This is a genomic window from Streptomyces yongxingensis (assembly GCF_055597465.1).
This window is the reverse complement of record NZ_CM145717.1, coordinates 5,782,584-5,807,833: the sequence shown is the minus strand read 5'-3', so window position 1 is coordinate 5,807,833 and position 25,250 is coordinate 5,782,584. Positions and strand designations below refer to the sequence as shown.

The window sequence follows — 25,250 nt, the reverse complement described above, 5'->3', positions numbered from 1 at the left end:
GGCGGCTCCCTGACGTCAAGGCGGCTATGACGCCCTGAGCAGCGCTCCTTCGCGCCACTTGAGGATCTTGTCGAAGCTCACCACCACCCCGCCGCGACCCGGACGGTCGCGGTAGCGGACATGGTCGGTGAGGGCCTCGATGAGAAAGAGCCCCCGTCCGTGCTCCGCCTGTGGCGGGGCCGGACTGCGCGGCTGCTGTGGTCTCGGCGCGCCCGCCGGACGCCGCTCGTTCCGGGTGCGGGCCTCGCGGCGGACGGTGCCGCGTCCGGCGAAGCCGGGACCGGAGTCGGTGACCTCGATACGGCAGGTGTCGCCGTCGATATAGGCCGTGACTCGATAATCCCCGCCCGTGCCGTCGCGACCCCCGTGCTCCACCGCGTTCGCACACGCCTCGGAGAGGGCGACCGACAGATCGTAGGAGATCTCCGGATCCACTCCGGCCGTCTCCATGGTGCCGAGGAGCAGTCGTCGTGCGAGCGGAACGCTCGCCGCCTCGCGGGGCAAATGGAGTGACCACCAGATGCTCATGCTCCAGCCTCCCGGCCGCGGCTCGACATACCGTTACGTATTGCCTGGGTCCATGGTCCGTAAGCGTGTTATTGACGTGACTCCGCTCATTCAGCGGACGCGCTCGATGCGCGAACCGGTGTATGGGCCTGTCCTGGTGTGCGCCGGTACGCCCCACCCGCCGTAGGGAACGCGTCCACCCAGTGGGATGATGGCGCGGCCATGGCTTCCCCTGTCGCCCGTGCCGGCGCCGATCTGCGAATGCTGCGGGCCGCGGTGTTCACCGCGGTCTGCGTCGTGCTGTCCGCCGCCGGGCACGTGCTGGGCTCCTGCGCCACCGTGCCGCTGTGGACGCTGGGCGTGGGCTGCGCGGCGATGTTCACGGTGGCGCTGTCGCTGGCCGGGCGGGAGCGGTCGCTGCCCGGGATCGCGGCCGTGCTGGCCATCGGGCAGCTGGCGCTGCACGCGCTCTTCGCGCTCGGGCAGGACCGGGCCGCGGCGGCCGAGGAGGCCGCCCATCGGGCCGACGCCGCCCAGGGCCGGGTGATCGGCCTGGCCGCCAGGCTGCTGTGCGCGTCGGGCCCCGGACGGCCCGACGCCGCGACGGCCCATCGGATCGTCGCCCACGCGGGCATCGACCCCTCCGCCGCGCACGGTGGCCCGCACGCCATGCCGGCGTCCACCGCCCCCGCGGGGCAGGCGGCCGGGATGGAGAGCCTGCTGCCGTCGCTGCCCATGGCCCTGGGCCATCTGCTCGCCGCGCTGGCCATCGGCTGGCTGCTGCGCCGGGGCGAGATGGCCGTATGGCGGGCGGTGGGGCTGTCGGTGGACGGGGCCCGAGGGGTCGCGGAGGCCGCGCTCGTACGGGCGCTGCGCGCCGCTCTGAGGCTCGTACGGGTGCTCCTGGCCCCTTCGCAGGCGCCTTACGGCGGGCCGTGCCGTCCGCGCACGGCCGAGCGGGACGAGGGCGGGACGACGGCACTCGTCCTCCAGCACAGCGTGATCAGGCGGGGACCGCCGGTTTGCGACCTCGCGGCCTGACCGACGCGACGCTCCTCCAGCGGGACCGGAGGGCGGCCGCGACGTCACCGCACGCGCGCCCACCATTCTGATCATTCCTGTTCCTGGAGTGTTGACATGAACGCCATGCGTCTCCGTCGTCTGCCGGTCCTCGGATGCCTCACCGCGGGCGGCCTGGTGCTGCTCACCGCGGGCCCGGCCTTCGCGCACGTGAGTGTGCAGCCCGGCCAGGCCGAGAAGGGCGGCTACAGCACCATCAACTTCAAGGTGCCCAACGAACGTGACGACTCCTCCACCGTCAAGCTCGAGGTGACCCTCCCCGCCGACCACCCGCTCGCCTCGGTGATGCCCCAGCCGGTGCCCGGCTGGGACGTCAAGGTCACCAAGTCCAAGCTCCCCAAGCCCATGGAGACGCACGGCGAGAAGATCACCGAGGCGGTCACCAAGGTCACCTGGACCGGCGGCAAGATCGAGCCGGGGATGTTCCAGCAGTTCCCGCTCTCGGTCGGCCAGCTGCCCGACGACGCCGACCAGCTCGCCTTCAAGGCCCTCCAGACGTACGACGACAAGGAGGTCGTGCGCTGGATCGAGGAGCCCAAGGAGGGCGCCGCCGAGCCCGAGAACCCGGCGCCGGTGCTCAAGCTGGTCGCCCCGGCCGAGGGCTCGGACGGCGCCGCCGCGGCATCCGCCCAGGACAAGGACTCCGAGAAGGCCGGAGCGGAGAAATCCGCCTCCAAGGACGCCTCGGACGACGAGGGCGGCAGCGACACCACCGCCCGGGTGCTGGGCATCGCGGGCATCGTCATCGGCGCCGCCGGTGTCGCCTTCGGCGTGGTCGCCAGCCGCCGCCGCTCCGCCTGACCGCCTACCACCCCACCGCATGCGTGTAACCGCCGGTGACCACGGGTCCTGAACCGACCGCGTGATCCCGGCGGGGCGGCGGGCCCTCGAACCCGCCGCCCCCGCGCGCCACCGATCCACCCCCTCTTGGGAGAACAGCTCCATGCGCACCAAAATCCTGGCCACCGCGCTCGTCGCCGCCGCCGCGCTCACCCTCAGCGCCTGCGGCGGCTCGGACGACGGGGGCAAGGGCGACAACGCCGCCGCCGAGGTCAAGGGCGGCCAGAAGCCGGGGCAGGCCATCGTCCTCGACCAGGCGAAGGCCAAGCCGGACCTCGTCCTCACCGACACCGACGGCAAGAAGTACGACCTGCTGAAGGAGACCAAGGGCCGGCCCACTCTGCTCTTCTTCGGCTACACCCACTGCCCCGACGTCTGCCCGCTGACCATGAGCAACGTCGGCATCGCCGTGAAGAAGCTCCCCAAGGCCGAGCGGGAGAAGCTGCGGGTCGTCTTCGTCAGCACCGACCCCGCCCGGGACACCCCCAAGCGGATCCGCTCCTGGCTGAACGCCCAGGGCGGCACCGACTTCGTCGGCCTGACCGGCGACTTCAACACCATCGAGGCCGCCGCCCGGCCGCTGGGCATCTACATCGAGAAGCCGAAGAAGGAGAAGGACGGCAGCATCACCGTCAGCCACGGCGCCGAGGTGATCGGCTTCTCGCCCAAGGACGACAAGGGCCACTGGATCTACACGACGGAGGCCACGGCGGATCGTTACGCCAAGGATCTGCCGAAGATCATCGAGGGCCGGAACCCGTGACGGCGACCGGCCCCGGCATCCGTAAGGCCGCCGCCGCGGTCCTCGCCGTCGGCCTGTCGGCCGCTCTCGCCGCCTGCGGGAGCGACGACAGCGGTGGCGGGAACGGCGGGGACCACGCGGGCCACAAGGGCGCCCCGAAGCTGTCCGTGAGCGGCGCCTACGTTTCGCAGCCGCCCATGGACGACATGGCGGCGGGCTACCTGACCGTACGGAACGCCGGTGGCGGCGCCGACGAGCTGACGTCCGTCACCACCCCGCTCGCCTCCGAGGTCACCCTGCACACCACCAAGGGCAACCGGATGAAGCAGGTGAGCTCGCTCGATGTCCCGGCCGACGGCCGGCTCGAGCTGACCAGCGGCGGAGATCATCTGATGCTGACAAACCTCACCCACCGGCCGAAGGTCGGTGAGAGGGTCGGCTTCACCCTTCACTTCGCCACCTCCGACCCCATCGAGATCAAAGTCCCGGTCGAGCCGACGACGTACCGCCCCAAGGACTGACGCCCGATGCCCTCGCTGACCTCCCTGGCCCCCGCCGGGCCCACCGCGACTCCCACCCGGACCACCGCGACCGCCCGGCGGCTGATGGCGATCTGCGGCACCCTGCTCGCCGCGCTGCTGTGCGCGCTGAGCGTGGGCGCGAGCTCCGCGTCCGCGCACGCCGCGCTCACCTCGACCGACCCCGCCGACGGATCGGTGGTGAAGACCGCCCCCAGGGAAGTCACGCTGAACTTCTCGGAGGGCGTGCTGCTCTCCGGCGACTCGGTGCGCGTGCTCGACCCCAAGGGCAAGCGCGTGGACACCGGGAAGACCGCGCATGTCGGCGGCACGTCGTCGACCGCCGCCGCCGGGCTGCACTCCGGACTGCCGGACGGCACCTACACGGTGGCGTGGAAGGCGGTCTCGGAGGACAGCCACCCGGTGAGCGGCGCGTTCACCTTCTCCATCGGCGCCCCGTCCAAGACCAAGGCGAAGGTGCCCACGGGCGAGGCGTCCGACTCCACCGTCAGCACCCTCTACGGGATCGGCCGGTACGCCGCCTACGGCGGTTTCGCGGCGCTCGTGGGCGGCTGTGTGTTCGCCGGGCTCTGCCGCTCCTCGCGCCCGGTGCGGAAGATCGCCGTGGGCGGCTGGGCGACGGTCTTCACGGCCAGCCTGCTGCTGTTGCTGCTGCGCGGGCCGTACACCGACGGCGAGGGGATCGGCGGGGTCCTCGACCTCGGCAGGCTGGGCGACGTGCTGTCCACCAAGCCGGGCGCGGCGCTGCTGTCCCGGCTGCTGCTGCTCGGCGCGGCGGCGGTCTTCCTGGCCGTCCTCTTCGGCTCGTACACCCGGCGCACCGGGGAACGGGAGGCGGACGCGCGGCGCCGCCAGGACCTCGCCTTCGGGCTCGGCTTCGGCGGCACGGTGATGGCCGTGGGCCTCGCCGCGACCTGGGCGATGGCCGAGCACGCCTCGGTGGGTCTGCAGCGGCAGCTGGCCATGCCGGTGGACGTGATCCATCTGATCGCGGTCGGGGTCTGGCTGGGCGGTCTGGCCTCGCTCGCGGTGACGCTCCGGGCGGGCGAGCCGATCGAGCGGGCGGCCGTGCGCCGCTTCTCGCGGCTCGCCTTCGGCTCGGTCGTCGCCCTGGTGGTCACCGGGCTGTACCAGTCGTGGCGGCAGGTGGGCTCCTGGGGCGCGCTGACCGACACCGAGTACGGGCGATGGCTGCTGGTCAAGGTGGGTCTGGTGGCGGTGCTGGTGGGCATCGCCGCCGTCTCGCGCCGCTGGACCGGACGCCTTACGGATGCCACGGAGGCGGTCGGGGCGGAGGCGGAGGCGGAGGCCAAGACGGACGCGGAGGCGGACGCGGAGGCGGACGCGGAAGCCGAGCCGGAGAGCGATGCCGGGACCGATGTCGCGGCCACGGCCGACGCGGCCGAGGCCGGGGGCAAGGCACCGGTGAAGGCCACGCGGCCGGTCCGTACCGGTGCGGTCGACACCCCCGCCGACGCCGCCGCCGACGCCGGAACCGAGTCCGGTGACGGACCCGGCGACGACTCCGGTACCGGCGCCACCAACGGCGATTCCGTGCGCGCCGCCCAGCTCGCCCGTCAGCGGGCCGCCCAGGACAAGACCGCCACGCTGCGGGAGCGCGACGCCGACCGCGAGCGCAGCGGGCTGCGCCGGTCGGTGATCGCCGAGACCATCGTGGCCGTCGTGCTGCTCGCAGTGGCCACCGTACTCAGCGGCACCCAGCCCGGCCGGGCCGAAACCGAGCAGGCCGCCGCCCCGGCCACGCAACCCGGCGACCGGCTGAACGTCGACCCGGTGAGCGTGCTGATCCCCTACAACACGGGTCCCAAGAGCGGACGCGGCAAGGCCGTGGTGATGATCGAACCCGCCCTGCCGGGTGACAACGCGCTGCACGTGTTCACCACCGACCTGGCCGACCGTCCCGTGGACGTGCCCGAGGTCAAGCTGTCGCTGACGCTCAAGGGCAAGGGGATCGGGCCGCTGCGCATCCCGCTCGAGCGCCTCTCGACCGGGCACTGGAGCGCCAAGACCGTCCAGCTCCCCATGGCGGGCACCTGGCAGCTCTCCCTGACCGTACGAACCTCCGACATCGACCAGGTGACGGAGACCAGGAACGTGAAAGTCGCTCAATGACCACAGAGCAAGCCCCCTCGTCCGGTATCTCCCGGCGGCGTCTGCTGGGTTCGGCGGGCGCCGCCGGAGCGGCCGGGCTGGTCGCCGGCGGAGCCGCCGGAGCCTACGCGTCCGAGGCGACGCGGGAGGCACCCGAACCCCTCAGCTCGCTGGGCGCGACCGCCGTGCCCTTCCACGGCAGGCGCCAGGCGGGCATCACCACCCCCCTCCAGGCCCACGGCCATCTCCTCGCCTTCGACCTGGCGCCCGGTGCGAACCGTAAGGCGGCCGCCGCACTGCTGCGCCGCTGGTCGCGGACGGCCAAGGAGCTGATGGCGGGCGAGGCACCACCGGATGACACCGGGATCGCGCTCGACGCCGGTCCCTCGTCCCTTACGGTCACCTTCGGCTTCGGCCGGACCTTCTTCGGCAAGGCGGGGGTCGAGGGCCAACTGCCGGAGGCACTCGCCCCGCTCCCCGACTTCGTCTCGGACGCGCTCGACCCCAAGCGCAGCAACGGCGATCTGTGGATCCAGATCGGCGCCAATGACGCGCTGGTCGCCTTCCACGCGCTCCGCGCCCTGCAGCGCGAGGCCGCGGACACGGCCCGGCTGCGCTGGCAGATGAACGGCTTCAACCGGTCCCCCGGCGCCACCGGCCGCCCCATGACCACCCGCAACCTCATGGGCCAGATCGACGGCACCAACAACCCCAAGCCGGCCGACGACGACTTCGAGCGGCGGATCTTCGTACCGGAGAGAGGCGAGCCCGCGTGGATGGCGGGCGGTTCCTACGCGGTCGTCCGGCGCATCCGGATGCTGCTGGACTCCTGGGACCACCTCTCCCTGGAGCGGCAGGAGAAGGTGATCGGCCGCCGCAAGTCGGACGGCGCCCCGCTGTCCGGCGGCACCGAGACCACCCCGGTTCAGCTCGACAAGGTCGACAAGGACGGTGCGCTGGCCATCGCGGGCGCCGCCCACGTACGGGTCGCGGCGCCCGCGTCCAACCAGGGCGCCGCGATGCTGCGCAGGCCCTTCTCGTACCACGACGGCTTCCGCGACGACGGGGCGCCGGACGCCGGGCTGCTTTTCATCGCCTGGCAGGCGGATCCGATGAAGGGGTTCGTGCCGGTGCAGCGGAAGCTGGACCTGGGCGACGATCTGTCGCGGTTCCTGCGGCACGAGGCCAGCGCGCTGTTCGCGGTGCCTCCGGGCTGCGCCCCGGGGGAGTACGTGGGTCAGGCACTCTTGGAGGGATAGGAAAGGGGACGAGCCGCCCCGAGGCATCGCGTCCCAGGGGTGTCCACAGGGGTGTCCACCATGCGGGTCGGCGACCCGGGCCGGCGCGGGTATCGTGGCGGTCTCGTCTGATCACAGGGAGCGACCGTGATGTCGGCCAGCCGCTATGCCTACCTCGGCCCCGAGGGCACCTTCACCGAGGCCGCGCTGCGGTCCATGCCGGAGGCCGCCACCCGGGAGCTGGTGCCGATGGTCTCCGTGCCGGTGGCGCTCGACGCGGTGCGCTCCGGAGCCGCGGCGGCCGCCCTGGTGCCCATCGAGAACTCGGTCGAGGGCGGGGTCACCGCGACCCTCGACGAGCTCGCCACCGGTGAACCGCTGATGATCTACCGCGAGGTGCTGCTCTCCATCAGCTTCGCGCTGCTGGTGCGGCCGGGCACCGCGCTCGCGGACATCAAGACGGTCACCGGGCACCCGGTGGCCCAGCCCCAGGTCCGCAACTGGCTGGCGGCGAACCTCCCGGACACCGTATGGGAGTCGGCCGCCTCGAACGCGGACGGTGCGCGGCTGGTGCAGGAGGGGCGGTACGACGCGGCGTTCGCGGGCGAGTTCGCGGCGTCCAGGTACGGTCTGGAGCCGCTGGTCACCGACATCCACGACGCGCAGAACGCGATGACCCGCTTCGTGCTGGCCGGCCGCCCGGCCCGGCCCGCCGCCCGGACGGGCGCGGACAAGACCTCCGTGGTGATCTGGCTCGGTGACGACCACCCGGGCGCGCTGCTGGAGCTGCTCCAGGAGTTCTCCGCGCGCGGGGTCAACATGATGCGGATCGAGTCGCGCCCGACCGGCGAGGGCATCGGCCGCTACTGCTTCTCGGTGGACTGTGAGGGGCACATCACCGACCGGCGGGTGGGCTCGGCCCTGATGGGCCTGAAGCGGATCTGCCCGAAGGTGCGGTTCCTGGGCTCGTACCCCCGGGCGGGTGTGACGGCCGAGGACCTGGCGCCGCTGCGGCACGGGACGTCGGACGAGGCGTTCACGGAGGCGGCGGAGTGGCTGGCCCGCTGCCAGGACGGCCGGGCCTGAGCCGGACCCGCGCCGAACGCTGGGGATCAACAGAATCGCTGCGGAAAAGTTATCCACAGGCTGATGCCTGGCGCTGGGGATAAGTCGACATCCCCAATCCGGCACAGCGGACACATCGCGACACTCTTCGGATTCACCGCCTTCGCCGGACATCGCTCACTTGTCACCCCAATTCGCTCGACCAACTCTTTGGAGTGAGGGATTCCTCTCTTGTGGAGTGTGTGAACGCGGTTTGATAGGGGAATCCATCGCCGAGCATTCGGGCGGCCTCAGCGATCACTGCGACATCCACAGATCCCACACACAGCCTGTGGATAACTTCGGGGATTCCCTCCACGCCTGTGGACAACCAATCCCCAACTCACCTTGCGCACAAGGGAAGAAGGTCGACTCGGCGCCGCCTCTTTGCCCCTTTTCGGGGAATGCGGAAGCATTCCTTGACGGCGGCCGTCACAGGAATTCCCCGGTTTACCCACAGCCCCAAAAGGGGGCAAAACGGGGCGCAAAGGAATATCGCGTCGAGCGCCCGAGGTCACACCGGTAACCTGGGGGGGTGATTGACCTTCGCCTGCTCCGTGAGGACCCCGATCGTGTGCGCGCCTCCCAGCGCGCTCGTGGAGAGGACGTCGGCATCGTCGACGCGCTCCTGACCGCCGACGAGCGGCGCAGGTCCTCCAGTGTCCACTTCGACGAGCTGCGCGCCGAGCAGAAGGCGCTCGGCAAGCTCATCCCCAAAGCCTCCGGTGACGAGAAGGCCGAGCTGCTGAAGAAGGCGGGCGAGCTCTCCGCCGCCGTCAAGGCGGCCGACGCCGAGCAGGACGCGGCCGCCGAGGAGACCCAGCGGCTCCTGCTCCAGCTGGGCAATCTGGTCCACCCCGAGGTCCCGGTCGGCGGCGAGGACGACTTCGCCGTCCTGGAGACCGTCGGCACCCCGCGCGACTTCGAGGCCGAGGGCTTCGCGCCCAAGGACCACCTGGAGCTCGGCGAACTGCTCGGCGCGATCGACACCGAGCGCGGCGCCAAGGTCTCCGGCTCCCGCTTCTACTACCTGACCGGCATCGGCGCCCTGCTGGAGTTCGCACTGGTGAACGCGGCGATGGCGCAGGCCACCGCGGCGGGCTTCACCCCGGTGCTCACCCCGGCGCTGGTCAAGCCGAAGGCCATGGAGGGCACCGGCTTCCTCGGCCAGGCCGCCGAGGACGTCTACCACCTCGACAAGGACGACCTCTTCCTGGTGGGCACCTCCGAGGTGCCGCTGGCCGCGTACCACATGGACGAGATCCTGGAGGCGGACCAGCTGCCGCGGCGCTACGCCGGGTTCTCCTCCTGTTTCCGCCGTGAGGCCGGGTCGTACGGCAAGGACACCCGGGGGATCTTCCGGGTGCACCAGTTCGACAAGGTCGAGATGTTCGTCTACACGACGCCGGAGGAGGCCGAGGCCGAGCACCAGCGGCTGCTGGAGTGGGAGAAGCAGTGGCTGACCTCGCTGGAGCTGCCGTTCCGGGTGGTTGACCTGGCCTCGGGTGACCTGGGCTCGTCGGCGACGCGGAAGTTCGACTGCGAGGCGTGGATCCCGACGCAGGGCAAGTACCGCGAGCTGACCTCGACCTCCAACACCACCGAGTTCCAGTCGCGGCGGCTGTCGATCCGGATGCGCGAGGGCAAGCGGGTCCGTCCGCTGGCCACGCTCAACGGCACGCTGTGCGCGATCACCCGGACCATCGTCGCGATCCTCGAGAACCACCAGCGGGCCGACGGCTCGGTGCGGGTGCCCGAGGCGCTGCGGCCGTTCCTCGGCGGGCGCGAGGTCCTGGAACCGGTCGCGCGGTGAGCGGCGGCGACGTCCTTCCGTACCGCCTGGTCGCGACCGATCTCGACGGGACGCTGCTGCGCCCCGACCACACCGTCTCGGCGCGGACCCGTGACGCGCTCGCCGCGGCCACCGCGGCGGGCGCCGCGCACATCGTGGTCACCGGGCGGACCGTCCCGGTGGCCCGGCACATACTCGACGACCTCGGCTACGAGGGGCTCGCGGTGTGCGGCCAGGGCGCACAGCTCTACCACGCGGGTGAGCACCGGCTGCTGACCTCCGTCACGCTGGACCGCCAGGTGGCGCTGCTGGCGCTGGAGAAGATCGAGGCGGAGATCGGCCCGCTGTTCCTGGCCGCGGCCCGCGACGGGCTGGACGGCGAGGTGCTGTTCGGCGAGGGGTACCGGATGGACCACGACGGGATGTCCCTGGTGCCGTTCACGGAGCCGGCCGAGCTGTGGTCACAGCCCATCAGCAAGCTCTACATCCAGCACGCCGAGCTGGGCGACGACGCGCTCGCGGACGCCGCCCGGACGGCCGCCGGGGGCCTGGTCGGGGTGACGATGGCCGGCACCGGGCTGGTGGAGCTGCTGCCGCTGGGGCTGACGAAGGCCACGGGCCTGTCGATGGCCGCGCGCCGGCTGGGGATGACCGCCGAGGACGCGATCGCCTTCGGCGACATGCCCAATGACATCCCGATGTTCGGCTGGGCCGAGCACGCGGTCGCGATGGCGAACGCGCACCAGGACCTCAAGGCCGTCGCCGACGAGATCACCGCGTCCAATGCGGAGGACGGCATCGCCGTGGTGCTGGAGCGGCTCTTCCCGGCGGCAGCGGCGAGCAGGTGAACCGGCCGGATGCCGGTGCGGCCGCCTCGGCGGACCGCGCCCGGCATCCGGGCTTTGGCTCGGCAGCGGGAATCGGGCCCTCTGCCGCGGGGATCGGATCCGCTGCCGTGGGAATCGGATCCGCTGCCGTGGGAATCGGGCCCTCGGCCGTGGCCTGCGGGCCCGCTCCCGGCGGGGTCAGCCGAAGACCTTGACCGCCTGGTAGTACGTCCAGGCCGTGCCGTCGCACGACGTCTTGGTGGCGCCGCTGTACGCGCTGCACACCCGCTTCAGGTCCTCGTAGAAGGCGCTGTCGAGCCGCGCCTTGTTGGCGTCGAAGATGCCCATCGCCTTGTGGTTGCGGTAGCCGAAGTCATGCCGGGCGCAGGCGGTCTGGAAGGGGAAGCCGAACGGGTTGTCGGGGGAGCTGCTGCAGTAGTCGGTGGACCAGTCGAACTGGTAGGCGGCCCAGGCACCCTGGTTGTTCCGCGCCGCGAGCCAGGTGTTGTAGCTGCTGGCGCTGGTCTGGGTCCAGCCGGCGAGGACCTGCTGCTTGTCCGCGGGAACCGCCTGGGCGGGTGCGGCCAGGGCGATGGTGGCGGCCGCGGTGACCGCGGTGGCGGCGAGACTCGTGACGAGGCGACGCATTCGGGTTCCCTCCGTTTTTCACTCCTGACACCCCCTCAAAAGCTCGTGGCGAAGGGAGGGGGCGGCGCCCGGTGTGATCCAGCGCACGCCAAGAGTTCGCCAGGTCCCTGACAACCGTCAAGATCTACATCGACGTAGAGATGAACAGAGTTCAACCACCAGAGTTTCGGAGTTTTCTCCAACTACCGCTGGTACGCGGGCCGTTCAGGAGGGACGCCAGGGCACCCGGGAGGGAGGCGTGAGCAGCGGCCCCGGGCCCTTGACCCTGCGGAGGATCGGGGAGGTCTCCATGTCCCGCACGGAGGTCAGCTCGGCGATACGGGTCGTCAGATAGGTGTAGAGGGCCGGGACATCGGCGCAGACCACGGTCGCCAGCAGATTCTTCGTTCCGGTGGTCGCACATGCGAACGCCACCTCGGGGTGGTTCGCGAGCGTCTGCCCGGTGGCGGCGAGCTCCGACGGCCGTACCGACAGCCATATCGCGGTGGTGACGCCCTGGCTGAACAGCCGGTGGGAGTAGTCGACGTCGAAGTACAGGGTGCCGTCGGCGCGCAGATCGGCCAGCCGGCGGCGCACCGTCGACTGCGACCAGCCGGTGGCGGCGGCCAGTTCGGCCAGCGGTGCCCGCCCGTCCCCCGCGAGGACGTCCAGCAGCTTGCGGTCCCCGGCGCTCACCGGTCCGCGCGGGCCCTTCGACCGGTCCGGGGCGGGCGTGCGCAGCCGCGCGATCTGCTCGGGCGTCAGCGCGTCGGACTTGTTGACCAGGCCCTGTTCCCCGCCGAAGTACTCATGCAGCACGCAGTGCGCGCTCACCCCCACCACCCGTGGCGTCTGGGGGAGTTTGCGCAGCAGCAGGGCGTCGCTGTCCTGGCCGGACGCCGCCCGTGTCGACGCGGCGACCTCGGTGCCGTCGGAGAGCACATGCACCCAGGAGGTGTCGGGCCGCCGGGCCAGCGCCTCGGCCACCGGCAGGGCGGCGTCCGGCAGACACCGCACCCGCACCATCCAGACCACGTCGCCGACGGCCGCCGGGTCGGTGAGCCCCAGCACCCGCAGCGCTCCGGTCGTCCGCAGCCGGGTGTAGCGGCGGGCCACGGTCTGGTCGGAGACGCCCAGCACCTCGGCGAGCCGGCTGAAGGGGGCCCGGCCGTCGAGCTGGAGGGCGTGCACCAGCGCCCGGTCCAGGTCGTCGTACGCGTCGGATTCCACCGCACCAAGCTAGCGGGCGTCGGATATCGCCGCCGGGGCAGGGGCCGGCTGGGAGAAGCAGCCGGGTCGGGGCGACCGTAAGAGCCGCGGGAACCGCCCTCGGGGTCGGCCCCGCATCCCTTTGTCGGAATGTGCCGGATCCCGGAGTCAGTCATGCGCAGATCATGGTGGCCGCTCGCCGCCATCACCCTCGGCAACTTCATGCTGTTGATAGACGTCACGATCGTGAACACCGCGCTGCCCCAGGTGGCACGGGGGCTGGACGCGTCCTTCACCTCCCTCCAGTGGGTGATGGACATCTACGCGCTGGCGCTGGCCGCGCTGCTGATGGTGGCCGGATCGGCGGCGGACCTCTTCGGACGGCGGCGGCTGTATCTCGTCGGCCTCGCGGTGTTCGCGATCTCCTCCCTGGTCTGCGGTCTGGCACCGGACGCCGGGGTGCTGATCGCGGCCCGCGCCGTGCAGGGGGTGGGGGCCGCGGCCATGTTCGCCACCAACACCCCGCTGCTGATGGCCACGTACTCCGGACGCGACCGCGGGATCGCCTTCGGCGTGTGGGGCGGTACGAGCGGGGCGGCCGCGGCGGTCGGCCCGGTGCTGGGCGGGGTGCTGACCGAGTACGTCGACTGGCGCGCGATCTTCCTGGTCAATCTGCCGCTGACGGCGATCGCGGTGTGGATCACGGTCCGCTCCATCGAGGAGTCGCGCGGCGCGGCGGGGGTGCGCATCGACTGGCCGGGCGCCGCCTCGTTCACCGTGTGCGCCGGGGCGCTGACGTACGGGCTGATGCGCGGCGGCGAGGAGGGCTGGGCCGACACCGGCACGGTCACCGCGCTGGTGGCGGCCGCGGTCGCGCTGCTCGCCTTCGTCCTGCTGGAGCGCGGGAAGCGGCAGCCGCTGCTGGACCTGGGGCTGATGCGCCGCCCGACGTTCGCGGTGCTGATGGCGGCGGCCCTGCTGCTCCAGGCGGCGGCCTTCCCGTACCTCACCTACGCCGGGCTCTGGCTGCAGTCGGTGCTGGGGATGAGCCCGGTGCGGGCAGGGCTCGCGGTGACGCCGATGGCGGGCGTCTCGCTCGTCGTCGGCGCGGCGGGCGGACGGCTGCTGGAACGGGTCGCCCCCGGGCGGGCGCTCGGCGGCGGACTGCTGCTGGTGGGCGCGGGCGCGCTGGTCAACGCGGCGATGGTGACCCCGGACGCGGACTGGACCGCCTTCGTCCCCGGCCTGGCCCTGGCCGGTCTGGGGATCGGCCTGGCCATGCCGGTGCTGGTCTCGGCGGCCCTCGGCTCGGCCCCGCCGGAGCGGGCGGGCATGGCCAGCGGCGCGGTGAACACCTTCCGGCAACTGGGCTATGCGCTGGGGATCGCCGTCCTGGGCACGGTGTTCGCGACGCGGGTGCGGGACATGGTCGAGGGCGGCGACACCGTCCCGGCCCGCGCGGCCGGGCAGGCCGCCGAGGCCATCAGCGGCGGCCACGCCGACGCCGTGATCGCCGCCGCGCCCCCGGCCCGGGCGGACGCGGCGCGTGCCCTGGTACACGAGTCGTTCGCGGCCGGTCTCGACCGCATCTGCGTCATCGCGGGCATCGCGGCCCTGGCGGCGGGCCTGCTGGTCCTCGCCGTCGTCCGCGGCGGCCCCGGCGGCACGCCCCCGAAGCCGACCCCTGAGATATCCCCGTCGGAGCCGGTCCACGCCTGAGCGGTGGCCGAAGCGAGACGCGAGGGGCAGGCGCCCGACAGCGCCCGCCCCTCGCGGTGTGAGGGCCCCCAGGAAGCCACCGGCCGGTGCGTGGTCCCCGTCCCCGGGCGTGCCGGGGGCTGCCCAGCTCGGCGTGCCGGCCGCGGTCGTCGGGGAAGGGGCCGATGGCGTCCCGTCCTTCGGCCGGCAGCCGCCACAGCTCCGCAGGCGAGCGCACCCCGCCGGGGAAGCGGCAGCTCATCCCGACGATCGCGATCGGGTCGTCGCCATCGGCGGCCGGGGCGGGGGCGGGCGGCCGGGGCGGGGACGGCGGGCCCGGCGGCGGTGGCCCCGCCGTCCGGCGCCAGGAGCCGCGGCAGCTCGGCCACCAGTCGAGTTCGGCCACACGAGTTGTAGGATGATTGGGCAACCGGGTGAATCGATGACCGATGTGAGGGAGCCGAGAGGGATGGCGTTGCGGGCGGCGGGGCGGCGGTCGCTGGTCGACACCGTGGTGGAGCAGTTGCGCGCGCAGCTCACCGAGGGTGAGTGGCGGGTCGGGGACCGCGTGCCCACCGAGCATGCCCTCGCCGAGCAGCTCCAGGTCGGCCGGAACACGGTCCGCGAGGCGGTCCGCGTCCTCGTGCACGCGGGGATGCTGCAGTCCCGGCAGGGCGAGGGCACCTTCGTGGTCTCCACGACCGACCCTTCCGAGGTCATGCGGGATGTGCGGCGCGCCGGGATCCGGGATGTGCTGGAGCTGCGGATCGCGCTGGAGGCGGAGGGCGCGCGGCTGGCCGCGCTCCGGCACAGCCCCGCCGATCTGCGGCGGATGCGGGCGGCGCTGGAGTCGCTCGAGGCGTTCGCGCGGGGCGGGGAGCGGCCCGCCGTCGGCCACCATGAGCTGCACGCCGCCCAGGACCTCGAGTTCCACACCGCCGTGGTGGACGCCGCGCACAACGCCGCGCTGAGCGCGACCTACGGCTGGTTCAGCAGCTCGGTGCGGGACTCGCTGGTGGCCTCGCTCGGCGACCGCGAGGTGCCGAGCATCGTCCCCGCCGACCATCGTGCCCTGGTCGACGCGATCGCCTCCGGCGACCCGGCGGCCGCCGAGGCGGCGGCTCGGGCGCTGCTGGAGGCGCCAAAACGCGCCATCGAGGCGCTGCTCGCCACCGGCTGAGGCCCCTCTCCACGGGTCTCGTAGCGCCCGGCCGCCTCACCTCATCACTACGGAACGGAGTTCTTCTTGCCACGCCCGCACACCCCCGGCCCCGAGGCCGAGCCCCTGCTCGTGGACGCCGAGACGGATCTGCGGCCGACCCCCGAGGTGACCGCCGCGCGGCGTACCCTGCGGGCCCACCCCGCGCTTCTCCTGACCGGCATCGTGCTGGCGTCGCTCAACATGCGGGCCGCGCTCGCCGGGGTCTCCCCGCTCCTCGGCGAGATCAGCGGCCACTTCGGGCTGTCCTCGACCATGAGCAGCCTGGTCACCACCGTTCCGCTGATCTTCATGGGGCTGGCCTCGCCCTTCGCGCCCCGGCTCGCCCGGCGCTGGGGCACCGAGGCGGTGCTGCTGAGCGCGCTGGTGCTGCTGCTCGGCGGCATACTGCTGCGGGTGGCGCCGCCCGTGCCGGCGCTCTTCGCCGGGGGCGCACTCGTCGGCAGCGGGATCGCGTTCCTCAATGTGCTGATGCCGGGCCTGGTCAAGCGGGATTTCCCGCACCGGGCCGCCGGGATGACCGCGCTCTACACCACCTCGATGATCGGCGGGGCGACGGTCTCCGCCGCCTCCGCCGTGCCCCTGGAGAACGCGCTCGGCGGCTGGCGGGGGTCGCTTGCCTCCTGGTCGCTGCTGGCGGCGGTCGCGGCGCTGGTCTGGATACCGCAGACGGTGCTCGCGCGCCGTGGCACGCATCACGGCGAGCCCGCGGCGACGCCCGTAAGGGCGACGCCGGACGCGGGGCCGCGGCTGGGCCGCTCCGTGCTGGCCTGGCAGGTGACGCTGTTCATGGGGCTGCAGTCGTCGATCGCGTACGTCTGCATCGCGTGGCTGCCGACGATCTTCACCGACCACGGCATGAGCAAGAGCACCGCCGGGCTGGTGTTCGCGTTCAGCACCATGCTGCAGATGGTCGGTTCGTTCGTGGTGCCCACCCTGGCCGGGCGGATGCGCTCCCAGCGGACGCCGGCCGTCGCCGTCGCGGCGCTGATGGCTGCCGGTATCGCGGGCCTGCTGGTGGCTCCCGCCGCCGGGGCGTGGGTGTGGGCGGCGCTGATCGGCGTCGGGCAGGGCGGGTCCGTGGGGCTCGCGCTGACCATGATGGTGCTGCGGACCGGGGACGCCCACACCTCGGCGCGGCTGTCCGGCATGGCGCAGACCTGGGGCTATCTGCTGGCCGCGGTGGGCCCGCTGGCGCTCGGCGTGGTGCACCAGACCACCGGCGGCTGGGCGCTGCCACTCACGCTGATGCTGGCGGTGTGCGGGGCGCTGGCGGTGCTGGGCCTGGGCGCGGGCCGCGACCGCAAGATCCGGTCCTGAGCGGTCCGAAGGTCCGTCCCCCTGCGCCTGAGCGGTCCGAAGATCCGTCCCCCTCCGCCTGAGCGGCTTCACGCCTTCACAGACACGCGGTGGCGGCGGCCGTCATTCCGACGACCGCCGCCACCGCGGAGACGACCGGTGGCCGCTCCGCCCGTCCCGGCGCGATGGCGACCGTAAGGCGTGCACAGACCGCTGGGCGGCCCCGCGGGCATCACCTCGCGCCGGTGGTCACTCCGTGGTCACTCCTCCCCCGCGAGGGTCAGCGTGCGCAGCTTGCGGCCCGCGTACCAGGTCGCGGCCACGGTCACGGCCAGCAGCAGGATGACGCCGGTCGCCAGGCCGACGTCCGACGTGATCACATCGCCGTCCGCGACCTTCTGCGCGAGCGCCAGCGCCCACTGCTGCACGCTCAGCTTGCGGGCCCCGGCGACCAGGCTGCCGAAGAAGGTCTCCCACACCAGGGCGTAGACCAGCCCCGCGATCACCGCGTGCCGGGTCACGGTGCCCAGCAGCAGGAAGACCGCGCTGTAGGCGACGGAGGCCACGGCGGCGGCGACGGCGTAGCCGACGGCCAGCTGATTCGCGTTGCCGTTCAGCACGAAGCCCGCGAGCAGGGTGGGGATCGCGGAGAAGGCGACCGTGACGCCGATCGCCACGATCAGCTTGGTGACGATGATCGTCGGCCGCTTCACCGGCTTGGCCAGCAGATAGATGACCGAGCCGTCGTCGATCTCCGGGCCGATCGCGCCCGTACCGGCGATCACGCCGATCAGCGGGACCATGGTGGCCATCGCGAAGCCGCCGAGGATCGCGTCGGCCGTGTCGTCGTCCGCTCCGGTCAGCAGCCGTACGGCGAGCGAGATGATCAGCAGCAGACCGGGGAGGGTGAAGAGGATCAGCGCGCGGCGGCGGCCGAGCAGGGCCCGGTAGGTGAGCCGCGCGACGGTGGGGTGGTAGAGCGAGGACATCGCTGTGGGCTCCTTTCAGGCCGCGACGAGGTAGGAGAAGACGCTCTCCAGGGACTCGTCGGAGGGCGAGACCGTGAGGAGTCGGATGCCCTGGTCGCGGGCGACCCGGGGCAGCAGTTCGGTGAAGCGGGCGAAGTCCACCGCCTGGATGTGCAGCCCGCCGTCGACGCCGGTGCTCGCGTCGACCTCGATACCGGTGGTCGACGGGTCGGCGATCAGGGCGGCCGCGAGCGCGCGGTCGTCGCTGGACCGGACGAGATAGCGGTGCGGACGGTCCGTCATCAGCCGGCGGATCTTGCGGAAGTCGCCGGAGGCGGCGTGCCGCCCCGCGACGATCACCTCGATGTGCGCCGCCAACTGCTCGACCTCCTCGAGGATGTGCGAGGAGAACAGCACGGTGCGGCCCTCCGCGCCCATCCGCCGCAGCAGATCCATCAGCTGCATCCGCTGCCGGGGGTCCATGCCGTTGAACGGCTCGTCCAGCAGGAGCACCGACGGCTCGTGCACCAGCGCGGAGGCCATCTTCACGCGCTGGCGCATGCCCTTGCTGTACGTGGCGATCTTCCGGGAGCCCGCGTAGTCCATCTCGACGGTGTCGAGCGCCTTACGGGCGGCGGCACGCGGATCGGGCAGCCCGTGCAACTCGGCGTTGGCGATCACGAACTCACGGCCGGTGAGGAAGTCGTACATCGCCTCCCGCTCGGGGACGATGCCGATGTGGCGGTACGCCTGCTCATTGCGCCAGATCGGGGCGCCGTCGAGGGTCACGGACCCGGTGGAGGGGGCCAGGAAGCCGCCCATCATGTTGATGAGGGTGGACTTGCCGGCGCCGTTGGGGCCGAGGAGCCCGGTGACACCGGGGCCGATGTCCATGGTCACGTCGTTGACGGCCACGACGTTCCCGAACCAGCGGGAGACGTTGTCGATGGCGATCGTGGTCACAGGCCGACCTTTCGGTAGCGGCGCATCAGCAGCCCGTACGAGCCGGCGATCAGGCCGAGGAGAACGAGGACGTAGACGAGTCCGGTCCCGGTGCCGGGGCCGACCCCGCCGGGGAAGGAGGAGGTGGCACCGAGGAACGCCGTCTGCACCCCGTCGATGATGGTGATCGGCGAGAACAGCCCGATCCAGCTCACCGGGCCGGTGTTGCCCTGGTCCCAGGCGATGGCCTGGACGGCGGACACCGCGCCGTAGGAGATGGTCAGCAGGGCGATGACGGCGGCGACGCCGAAGCCGCGGCGCGGGGTGAGCGCGGCGACGACCAGGCTGATGCCGGCGAAGAGGAACGAGAGCAGAGCCACGGAGACCAGTCCTTGTGCGAAGCCCTTCGTCTGATCGGCGAAGTCCAGCTTGGCGAGCAGTGCCCCGGCGTAGAGGATCAGCAGGGGCGCGCCGGTGAGGATGAACAGCGCGGAGGCCATGGCGGCGAACTTCGCCACCACATAGTCCATCGTTTCGATGGGCCGCGAGAAGTAGAGCGGGACCGTCTTGAAGCGGAGGTCCCGGGAGACGGACTGCGGCGCCTGGGAGGCGGTGTAGAGGCCGATGACGGCCTGCAGCATGATCGCGTAGCGGGTGTACTTGACGGGGAGCTCGTCCGCGCTGGTGGCGATGGCCACCGCGACGATGATCGCGGCGGGCATGCACATCACGGCGAACAGCAGCATCGGCGCGACCTTGGACTTGGCCGAGCGGCCGAGGCCGTAGGCGCCGCGCAGGCTCTGGGAGAAGAGCGAGCGGCGGGCGTAGGCGCGGCCGAGGCGCGGGCCCTCGTAGTGGCGGTAGCCGATGTTGTGAATGACGTCGGCGCGCTGCTGGGTCACGGTCTCAGGCGGCATCGACGGCACCTCCGTTCCCGTGTGCGCTTGCGCCGGCCGGTCCGCCGGACGGCGTTGTGCCCTTCTGGGCATCCGCGGCGGCGTCCGCGGCGTCTGCGGCGTCTGCGGCGCTCGCGGAGGCGTCCGCGGCGCTCGCGTCCTCGTCGTCGGACCGGAAGATCTCCGCGATGCGGTGGCGGCGCTGCTCCATGCGGACCAGGCCGAGGCCGAGGTCGGCGATGGTGTCGCGGACCGTGTCGTACGTCTCCTCGCCCGCGACGTCGACCAGCATCACATGGTCGGAGCCGGGCGACCCGTCGGCGCCGCGGCCGGCCGGCTGGACGGTGAGCCCGGCCCGGTCGAGCGCGGTGCGCAGCGCCGTGGTGCCGTCCGGGTGGTCGGCGGTGTCGGTCACCTCGACCGCGAGCGAGGCCGTGGCCTGGGTGAAGTCACTGGTGGAGCTGGAGCGGAGCAGCTTGCCGCCGTCGATGACCACGACATGGTCGCAGGTGCGCTCCAGCTCGCCGAGCAGATGCGAGGTGACCAGGACCGAGATGCCGAATTCGGTGTGCACCCGGCGGATCAGCCCGAGCATCTCGTCGCGGCCGACCGGGTCCAGTCCGTTGGTCGGCTCGTCCAGCAGCACCAGGCGCGGGTCGTGCACCAGGGCCTGGGCCAGCTTGACCCGCTGCTTCATGCCCGTGGAGTAGCCGCCCATGGGGCGGTACCGCTCCTCGTACAGCCCGACGTGGCGCAGGGTGTCGGCCGTGCGCTCGCGGGCCGCGGAGGGCGGCAGCCCGGACATCCGCGCCATGTGGACGACGAACTCGGTGGCCGAGACATCGGGCGGCAGACAGTCGTGCTCGGGCATGTAGCCGACGCTTTCGCGGATGGCGCTGCCGTCCTTCGCCACATCGAGGCCGAGCACGGAAGCGCGGCCCTCGCTGGCGGGGGACAACCCGAGCAGGATCTTGATCAGCGTGGACTTACCGGCGCCGTTGGCACCCACCAGGCCGGTGACCCCTGGTGCGATGTCGACGGACAGCCGGTCGAGCGCGGTGACGCGGGGGAACCGCTTGCTCAGACTTTCGGTGGCGATCACAGTCACGTGTTCGACGGTAGTGGTGTGAGACACAGGCGGCGTCACTCCAGACGGTGGGATTCGCCTCGTCCTCGGGTCTGACGCGCCCGTAGGGGACAGGCCCCGACCGGAGGGGGTTACCGAGGGTATCCACAGCCGGTCCGGTGGCTTATGCCCGATGTGCGGCCGGAGCCAGACGGGACCGCGCCCATCCTGGGTACCACGCGGTGAACAGAGCCGGAAGGACGAACCCGGCGCACTGCACCGCCAGCGCCGCCACCACACCCAGACCGGCGGAGACGACCACGACCATGGCTCCGGCGGAGAGGGTGAAGGCGATGGACCAGGCCCGGGTGATCACCACATTGATGTGCCTGAACGCGTAGGTGTCCCACACCTCGGGCGGTGCCTGGCTCCGGGCGATACCGGTGGTGAAGGGCCGCCCGACGGCGAGCGTCGTCCAGGCGGTGACGGCCAGCCAGCTCAGCGCAAGTGCCCCGACGTAGTCCTTGAGTCCACTGTCGGGGCGGGCGAAGGCGAAGATCGTCAGCGCGGTGAAGAAGGCCACCGTGCTGCACTCGAGGATGAGGGCGTCGGCGGCCAGGCCCGCCCGACGGGCCCGGATCAGCATCGCCGCGCCCAGCACCAGCCCGGCCAGGGCGCCCCACTGCCAGCCCAGCGTGGACACGATCGCGAGGGCGATCCATGGCATGAATCCGCGCAAGTAACTCATTTAACCCTCCCCCGGGCGTCCGGTCACAATCCGTCGTGGGGTGTCGAAGAGAGAACGTGCCCCGCGAGCCCGGTCCTATGCCCGATGGGCTGCCCGGCCCGTGGATTCCCCCGCGGGAAGGGGAGTTGGGAACAGACCCGGCCGGAGTCGGACCTTCCGGCCGAGCGGGAGAACGTCAGAGACCCGGTGCGCCCCAGACCGGGAACCAGCGGCTGAGGTCCTCCTCGATCCGCAGATCGTCCCCGAGCAGCGCCCGTATCTGGAGCTCCAGCGCGTTGTCCCGCTTCTCCGCGGCGCCCGGCAGCGGCGCGAAGGGGTAGAAGGTGCCGCGCTTGTAGAGGTACACCAGCGCGAGCGAACGCCCCGCCGTGTCCTGGAAGCCGATCAGGGAGCACAGGAGCTGTGGGCCGAACCCCCCGTCCTGGAGCAGCGAATTGACCGCGTGCAGATCGTTCACCAGGCCGGCCACATCGTCCGGCCGCTGCCGGGCCAGCAGCCAGGTGTAGCCGTACGCGTCCTGGCTGAACTCCACGGGCACCCCGCCCCGGTCCGTGTCCGCGTCAAGCAGCTCCCGCACATCCCGCTGGAGCTGGGAGAAGGCGCCGCCCTCCACGCTCGCGAAGCAGACCGAGCCCCGCCCGGTCGGGGTGAACCCGGCCCCCGCCTCCAGGCTGACCGCGGCCCCCGGGAGCCCGAAGAGCCGGTCGAGGTCGGGGCGCACCGGTTTGCTGCGGCCCAGGATGGCGTCCAGCAGCCTCATGCCTCAGCCCCTTCCCGCCTGGCCCAGCTGGGTGGAGATGCGGGCGAGCTGGTCGAGCCGCCGCTCCAGCGTCGGATGCGAGGAGAACAGCCGGCTGACGCTCTCCCCGGAGAGCGCGGGCGCGAAGAAGAAGGCGTTGTACGGCTCGACCTTGCGCAGATCCCGGGTCGGGATCCGGGCCATCTGCCCCGTCACCTTGGTGAGCGCGGCGGCGAGCGCCGAGGGCCGCCCGGTCAGCAGCGCGCCGGCGCGGTCGGCGGACAGCTCGCGATAGCGGGACAGCAGCCGGGTCAGCAGGAAGCTGATCGCGTAGACCACGGCGCTGATCAGCGGGATGAGCAGCACCGCGATGCCCACGTTGTTGTTGCGGCTGCCTCGGCTGAGCCCGCCCCACAGCGCCGCGCGGGTCATGATGCCCGCCAGCACCCCGAGGAAGGAGGCGATGGTCATGACCGCCACATCGCGGTGCGCCACATGGGACAGCTCATGGGCGAGCACGCCCTCCAGCTCCTCCGGCTCCAGCCGCCGCAGCAGCCCTGTGGTGGCGCACACCAGCGCGTTCCGCTGATTGCGCCCGGTGGCGAAGGCGTTCGGCACATCGGTGTCGGCGATGGCCACCCGGGGCTTGGGCATGTCCGCGAGGGCGCACAGCCGGTCCACCGCGCCGTGCAGCTCGGGGGCCTGCTGCGGGGTGACCTCCCGGGCGCCCATGCTGAACGCCGCGATCCGGTCACTGAACCAGAACTGCGCCACGAACAGCCCTCCCGCGATGATCACGATCAGCGGCCAGGCACCCTTGAACACGGCGAGCAGCACGCCGATGAAGACCACATAGAGCAGCCCGATGAAGAACATCGTCGTGACCATGCGCGTGGTCAGCCCACGGTCCGGGGCATAGCGGGTATGCGGCATGGGATGCCTCCCCAGTGACACGACGCCAAAGGCTCTATACCCGATTCTGCCGCTTATCGGGCGATCCGCGCCGTGCGCTGTCGCCCTTAATTCCACAAGCCGTACCGCTTACCCCGCTATGTGCGCCGCACCCTCCGTGGCGATCTTCTCGAAGACCCCGAGGTCGGCCGCGAAGATCGAATCGGGGATCGGCCAGTGCAGCACGATCTCCTCGATGCCCAGCTCGGCGTGGCGCCCGGCGAAGTCCACAAAGGCGTCCACTGAGCTCAGCGGCCCTGTGCCGTCCGGGGTGAAGCCGGTGAGAAAGATCTTGTCGAGGTCGCCGGCGTCCCGCCCGGCCTCCGCGCACGCCTTGCCCAGCCGGTCGATCTGACCGCCGATGGCGGCCAGCGAATCGGCCGGGGTGCCCGTCTCGGAGACCTTCGGATCGCCCGTGGTCACCCACGCCTGGCCGTACCGCGCCGCGAGCCGCAGCCCGCGCGGACCGGTGGCGGCCACCGCGAACGGCAGCCGCGGCCGCTGCACACAGCCGGGGATGTTGCGCGCCTCGTGCGCGCTGTAGTGCGTGCCCTCGTACGTCACCGCGTCGTGCGTCAGCAGCCGGTCGAGCAGCTCGACGAACTCGCCGAACCGGTCCGCCCGCTCCCGGGGCGACCACGGCTCCTCGCCGCCGCGCAGCAGCGCCGTCGCGTCGAAGCCGGAGCCGCCCGCGCCGATGCCGAGGGTGATCCGCCCGCCGGACACGTCGTCCAGCGTGATCAGCTCCTTGGCCAGCGTCACCGGATGCCGGAAGTTCGGGGAGGTGACGAGGGTGCCCAGGCGCAGCCGCGAGGTCGCCGCGGCGGCCGCCGTCAGCGTGGGGACCGCCCCGAACCAGGGGCCGTCGCGGAAGCTGCGCCAGGACAGGTGGTCATAGGTGTACGCGGCGTGGAAACCCAGCTCCTCGGCGCGCTGCCATATCTCCCGGCCGCCCTCGGACCAGCGGTGGATGGGCAGGATCACGGTGCTCACTCGCATACCGCGAGCCTAAGCGGTGGGTGTGACAACGCCGTACCGAGCCGTCCGAGCCGTCCGAGCCGTCCGAACCGTCCGAACCGTCCGAGCCGTACCGACGAGACGCCCGGGGCGGCGCCGGCGGACCTACCCGGGCGAGCGCGTCCGAGGAAGCGCACCCGAGGAAGCGCACCCGAGCAGGCCCACCCGAGCACCGTGCCCTCACCGATGAGCGGCATATGCGGGAGGATGGTTGCCGTGACTTCTGCGACCGACCGGCCGAACACCCCGGCCCCAGAGCGTTTCCGCCCCGCCCCGGCCCGGCCCCGGCTGATCGCCACCGACCTCGACGGCACTCTGCTGCGGGACGACAAGACGGTCTCCGACCGCACCGTGGCGGCGCTCGCGGCGGCCGAGCGGGCGGACATCGAGGTGTTCTTCGTCACCGGCCGCCCGGCCCGCTGGATGGACGTCGTCAGCGCCCATGTGCACGGCCACGGCCTGGCGATCTGCGCCAACGGCGCCGCCGTCGTCGATCTGCACCAGGGCGGGCTGCCGGTCGAGGTCCGCCCGCTCGCCACCGACCGGGCCCTCGCCATCGTGGAGGCGCTGCGCGAGGCCGCCCCCGGCACCTCCTTCGCGGTCGAGCGCAGCGGCGGGATCTTCTACGAACCGCGGTACCCGCCCTTCCACCTCGACCCGGGCGCGATCGTCGCCCCCGCCGAGAAGCTGCTCCACAACGGATTCGCGCACGCCGACATGCCGGTCCTCAAGCTGCTCGCCCACCACCCCGAGCTCGCGCCCGACGACTTCCTCCACCTGGCCCGCTCGGTGGCCGGGGCCCACGGCGACTTCACCCGCTCCAGCCCGTCCGCCCTGCTGGAGGTCAGCGGTCTCGGGGTCAGCAAGGCCAGCACCCTGGCCCGATGCTGTGCCGAGCGCGGGATCTCGGCCGCGGAGGTCGTGGCGTTCGGGGACATGCCCAACGACCTGGAGATGCTGATGTGGGCGGGCACCTCGTACGCGATGGCCAACGCCCATCCGGATGTGCTCGCCGCGACCACCCACCGCACGGGCGCCAACACCGAGGACGGCGTCGCCGCCGTCATCGAGCGGATCCTGGCCGGATAGC

24 protein-coding genes and 1 pseudogene are annotated in these 25,250 nt (G+C 72.1%); 13 read left to right on the top strand and 12 right to left on the bottom strand.

Annotated features, from left to right (window positions below; genetic code table 11):
* Nucleotides 1–24 precede the first annotated feature (24 nt).
* Nucleotides 25–528 (bottom strand): ATP-binding protein, encoded by a 504-nt coding sequence (locus tag ACZ6TD_RS24960; protein ID WP_121824507.1) that lies wholly within the window; start codon nt 526–528, stop codon nt 25–27.
* A gap of 201 nt (nt 529–729) precedes the next feature.
* On the opposite strand from ACZ6TD_RS24960, the gene ACZ6TD_RS24955 reads away from it, so the two are divergent.
* From ACZ6TD_RS24955 to ACZ6TD_RS24915, 9 genes are all read left to right on the top strand, one after another.
* Nucleotides 730–1,548, top strand: a complete 819-nt coding sequence (locus ACZ6TD_RS24955) for a hypothetical protein (protein WP_471341755.1) — start codon at nt 730–732, stop codon at nt 1,546–1,548.
* 96 nt (nt 1,549–1,644) lie between these two features.
* Nucleotides 1,645–2,388, top strand: coding sequence for a YcnI family copper-binding membrane protein (locus ACZ6TD_RS24950; RefSeq protein WP_471341754.1), 744 nt, complete (start codon nt 1,645–1,647; stop codon nt 2,386–2,388).
* 142 nt (nt 2,389–2,530) lie between these two features.
* Complete coding sequence (locus ACZ6TD_RS24945; protein ID WP_471341752.1) at nt 2,531–3,190, top strand: SCO family protein; 660 nt, start codon at nt 2,531–2,533, stop codon at nt 3,188–3,190.
* Nucleotides 3,187–3,690: a copper chaperone PCu(A)C gene (locus tag ACZ6TD_RS24940; RefSeq protein ID WP_471341750.1), complete on the top strand. Its 504-nt coding sequence runs from the start codon at nt 3,187–3,189 to the stop codon at nt 3,688–3,690. The genes ACZ6TD_RS24945 and ACZ6TD_RS24940 overlap by 4 nt, the downstream gene beginning before the upstream one ends.
* A 6-nt stretch (nt 3,691–3,696) precedes the next feature.
* Nucleotides 3,697–5,841 carry a copper resistance CopC/CopD family protein gene (locus ACZ6TD_RS24935; RefSeq protein ID WP_471341749.1) on the top strand — a complete coding sequence of 715 codons (2,145 nt, stop codon included), beginning with the start codon at nt 3,697–3,699 and terminating at the stop codon, nt 5,839–5,841.
* Nucleotides 5,838–7,079, top strand: coding sequence for an iron uptake transporter deferrochelatase/peroxidase subunit (gene efeB, locus ACZ6TD_RS24930; protein ID WP_471341747.1), 1,242 nt, complete (start codon nt 5,838–5,840; stop codon nt 7,077–7,079). Before ACZ6TD_RS24935 ends, efeB begins: the two co-directional genes overlap by 4 nt.
* 129 nt (nt 7,080–7,208) lie before the next feature.
* Complete coding sequence (pheA, locus tag ACZ6TD_RS24925; protein WP_471341744.1) at nt 7,209–8,144, top strand: prephenate dehydratase; 936 nt, start codon at nt 7,209–7,211, stop codon at nt 8,142–8,144.
* 553 nt (nt 8,145–8,697) lie between these two features.
* Nucleotides 8,698–9,975 (top strand): serine--tRNA ligase, encoded by a 1,278-nt coding sequence (serS, locus tag ACZ6TD_RS24920; protein ID WP_470003146.1) that lies wholly within the window; start codon nt 8,698–8,700, stop codon nt 9,973–9,975.
* Nucleotides 9,972–10,802 (top strand): HAD family hydrolase, encoded by an 831-nt coding sequence (locus ACZ6TD_RS24915; RefSeq protein ID WP_471341742.1) that lies wholly within the window; start codon nt 9,972–9,974, stop codon nt 10,800–10,802. Before serS ends, ACZ6TD_RS24915 begins: the two co-directional genes overlap by 4 nt.
* Nucleotides 10,803–10,979: 177 nt before the next feature.
* Here the strand turns inward: ACZ6TD_RS24915 and ACZ6TD_RS24910 are convergent, their stop codons facing one another.
* Complete coding sequence (locus tag ACZ6TD_RS24910; protein WP_137978659.1) at nt 10,980–11,429, bottom strand: phospholipase; 450 nt, start codon at nt 11,427–11,429, stop codon at nt 10,980–10,982.
* A gap of 204 nt (nt 11,430–11,633) precedes the next feature.
* Nucleotides 11,634–12,638, bottom strand: a complete 1,005-nt coding sequence (locus ACZ6TD_RS24905) for an Lrp/AsnC family transcriptional regulator (protein WP_471341740.1) — start codon at nt 12,636–12,638, stop codon at nt 11,634–11,636.
* Nucleotides 12,639–12,791: 153 nt separating this feature from the next.
* Here ACZ6TD_RS24905 and ACZ6TD_RS24900 point away from each other — a divergent pair, with 153 nt between their 5' ends.
* Nucleotides 12,792–14,336, top strand: a complete 1,545-nt coding sequence (locus ACZ6TD_RS24900; RefSeq protein ID WP_471341738.1) for an MFS transporter — start codon at nt 12,792–12,794, stop codon at nt 14,334–14,336.
* Nucleotides 14,337–14,490: 154 nt separating this feature from the next.
* On the opposite strand, the pseudogene ACZ6TD_RS24895 reads toward ACZ6TD_RS24900, so the two are convergent.
* Nucleotides 14,491–14,577 (bottom strand): annotated as a pseudogene (locus ACZ6TD_RS24895) (hypothetical protein); the annotation flags it as partial.
* Between the two features lie 207 nt (nt 14,578–14,784).
* Here ACZ6TD_RS24895 and ACZ6TD_RS24890 point away from each other — a divergent pair.
* Nucleotides 14,785–15,495 carry a FadR/GntR family transcriptional regulator gene (locus ACZ6TD_RS24890; RefSeq protein WP_471341736.1) on the top strand — a complete coding sequence of 237 codons (711 nt, stop codon included), beginning with the start codon at nt 14,785–14,787 and terminating at the stop codon, nt 15,493–15,495.
* 66 nt (nt 15,496–15,561) lie between these two features.
* On the top strand, nt 15,562–16,854 hold the full coding sequence (locus ACZ6TD_RS24885) for a CynX/NimT family MFS transporter (RefSeq protein ID WP_471341734.1): 1,293 nt from the start codon (nt 15,562–15,564) through the stop codon (nt 16,852–16,854).
* 239 nt (nt 16,855–17,093) lie between these two features.
* Here ACZ6TD_RS24885 and ACZ6TD_RS24880 read toward each other — a convergent pair whose 3' ends face one another.
* The 8 genes from ACZ6TD_RS24880 to ACZ6TD_RS24845 form a co-directional block, all read right to left on the bottom strand.
* Complete coding sequence (locus tag ACZ6TD_RS24880; protein ID WP_046085481.1) at nt 17,094–17,822, bottom strand: ABC transporter permease subunit; 729 nt, start codon at nt 17,820–17,822, stop codon at nt 17,094–17,096.
* Nucleotides 17,823–17,837: 15 nt separating this feature from the next.
* A complete protein-coding gene (locus tag ACZ6TD_RS24875) occupies nt 17,838–18,764 on the bottom strand; it encodes an ABC transporter ATP-binding protein (RefSeq protein ID WP_138914843.1) in 927 nt (308 codons plus the stop codon).
* Nucleotides 18,761–19,660 carry an ABC transporter permease gene (locus ACZ6TD_RS24870; RefSeq protein ID WP_470003139.1) on the bottom strand — a complete coding sequence of 300 codons (900 nt, stop codon included), beginning with the start codon at nt 19,658–19,660 and terminating at the stop codon, nt 18,761–18,763. The genes ACZ6TD_RS24875 and ACZ6TD_RS24870 overlap by 4 nt, the downstream gene beginning before the upstream one ends.
* Nucleotides 19,650–20,774 (bottom strand): ABC transporter ATP-binding protein, encoded by a 1,125-nt coding sequence (locus ACZ6TD_RS24865; protein ID WP_471341733.1) that lies wholly within the window; start codon nt 20,772–20,774, stop codon nt 19,650–19,652. Before ACZ6TD_RS24865 ends, ACZ6TD_RS24870 begins: the two co-directional genes overlap by 11 nt.
* A gap of 115 nt (nt 20,775–20,889) precedes the next feature.
* On the bottom strand, nt 20,890–21,453 hold the full coding sequence (locus ACZ6TD_RS24860) for a hypothetical protein (RefSeq protein WP_471341732.1): 564 nt from the start codon (nt 21,451–21,453) through the stop codon (nt 20,890–20,892).
* Nucleotides 21,454–21,628: 175 nt separating this feature from the next.
* The gene (pspAB, locus tag ACZ6TD_RS24855) at nt 21,629–22,213 is read right to left on the bottom strand and encodes a PspA-associated protein PspAB (protein ID WP_471341730.1); all 585 of its coding nucleotides are present in this window, start codon (nt 22,211–22,213) and stop codon (nt 21,629–21,631) included.
* A gap of 3 nt (nt 22,214–22,216) precedes the next feature.
* Nucleotides 22,217–23,125, bottom strand: coding sequence for a zinc metalloprotease HtpX (htpX, locus tag ACZ6TD_RS24850; RefSeq protein ID WP_020870031.1), 909 nt, complete (start codon nt 23,123–23,125; stop codon nt 22,217–22,219).
* A gap of 108 nt (nt 23,126–23,233) precedes the next feature.
* Entirely contained in the window at nt 23,234–24,142 is a 909-nt protein-coding gene (locus ACZ6TD_RS24845; protein ID WP_471341727.1) for an LLM class flavin-dependent oxidoreductase, read from the bottom strand.
* A gap of 225 nt (nt 24,143–24,367) precedes the next feature.
* On the opposite strand from ACZ6TD_RS24845, the gene ACZ6TD_RS24840 reads away from it, so the two are divergent.
* On the top strand, nt 24,368–25,249 hold the full coding sequence (locus ACZ6TD_RS24840; RefSeq protein WP_471341726.1) for an HAD hydrolase family protein: 882 nt from the start codon (nt 24,368–24,370) through the stop codon (nt 25,247–25,249).
* Nucleotide 25,250: the final 1 nt, after the last annotated feature.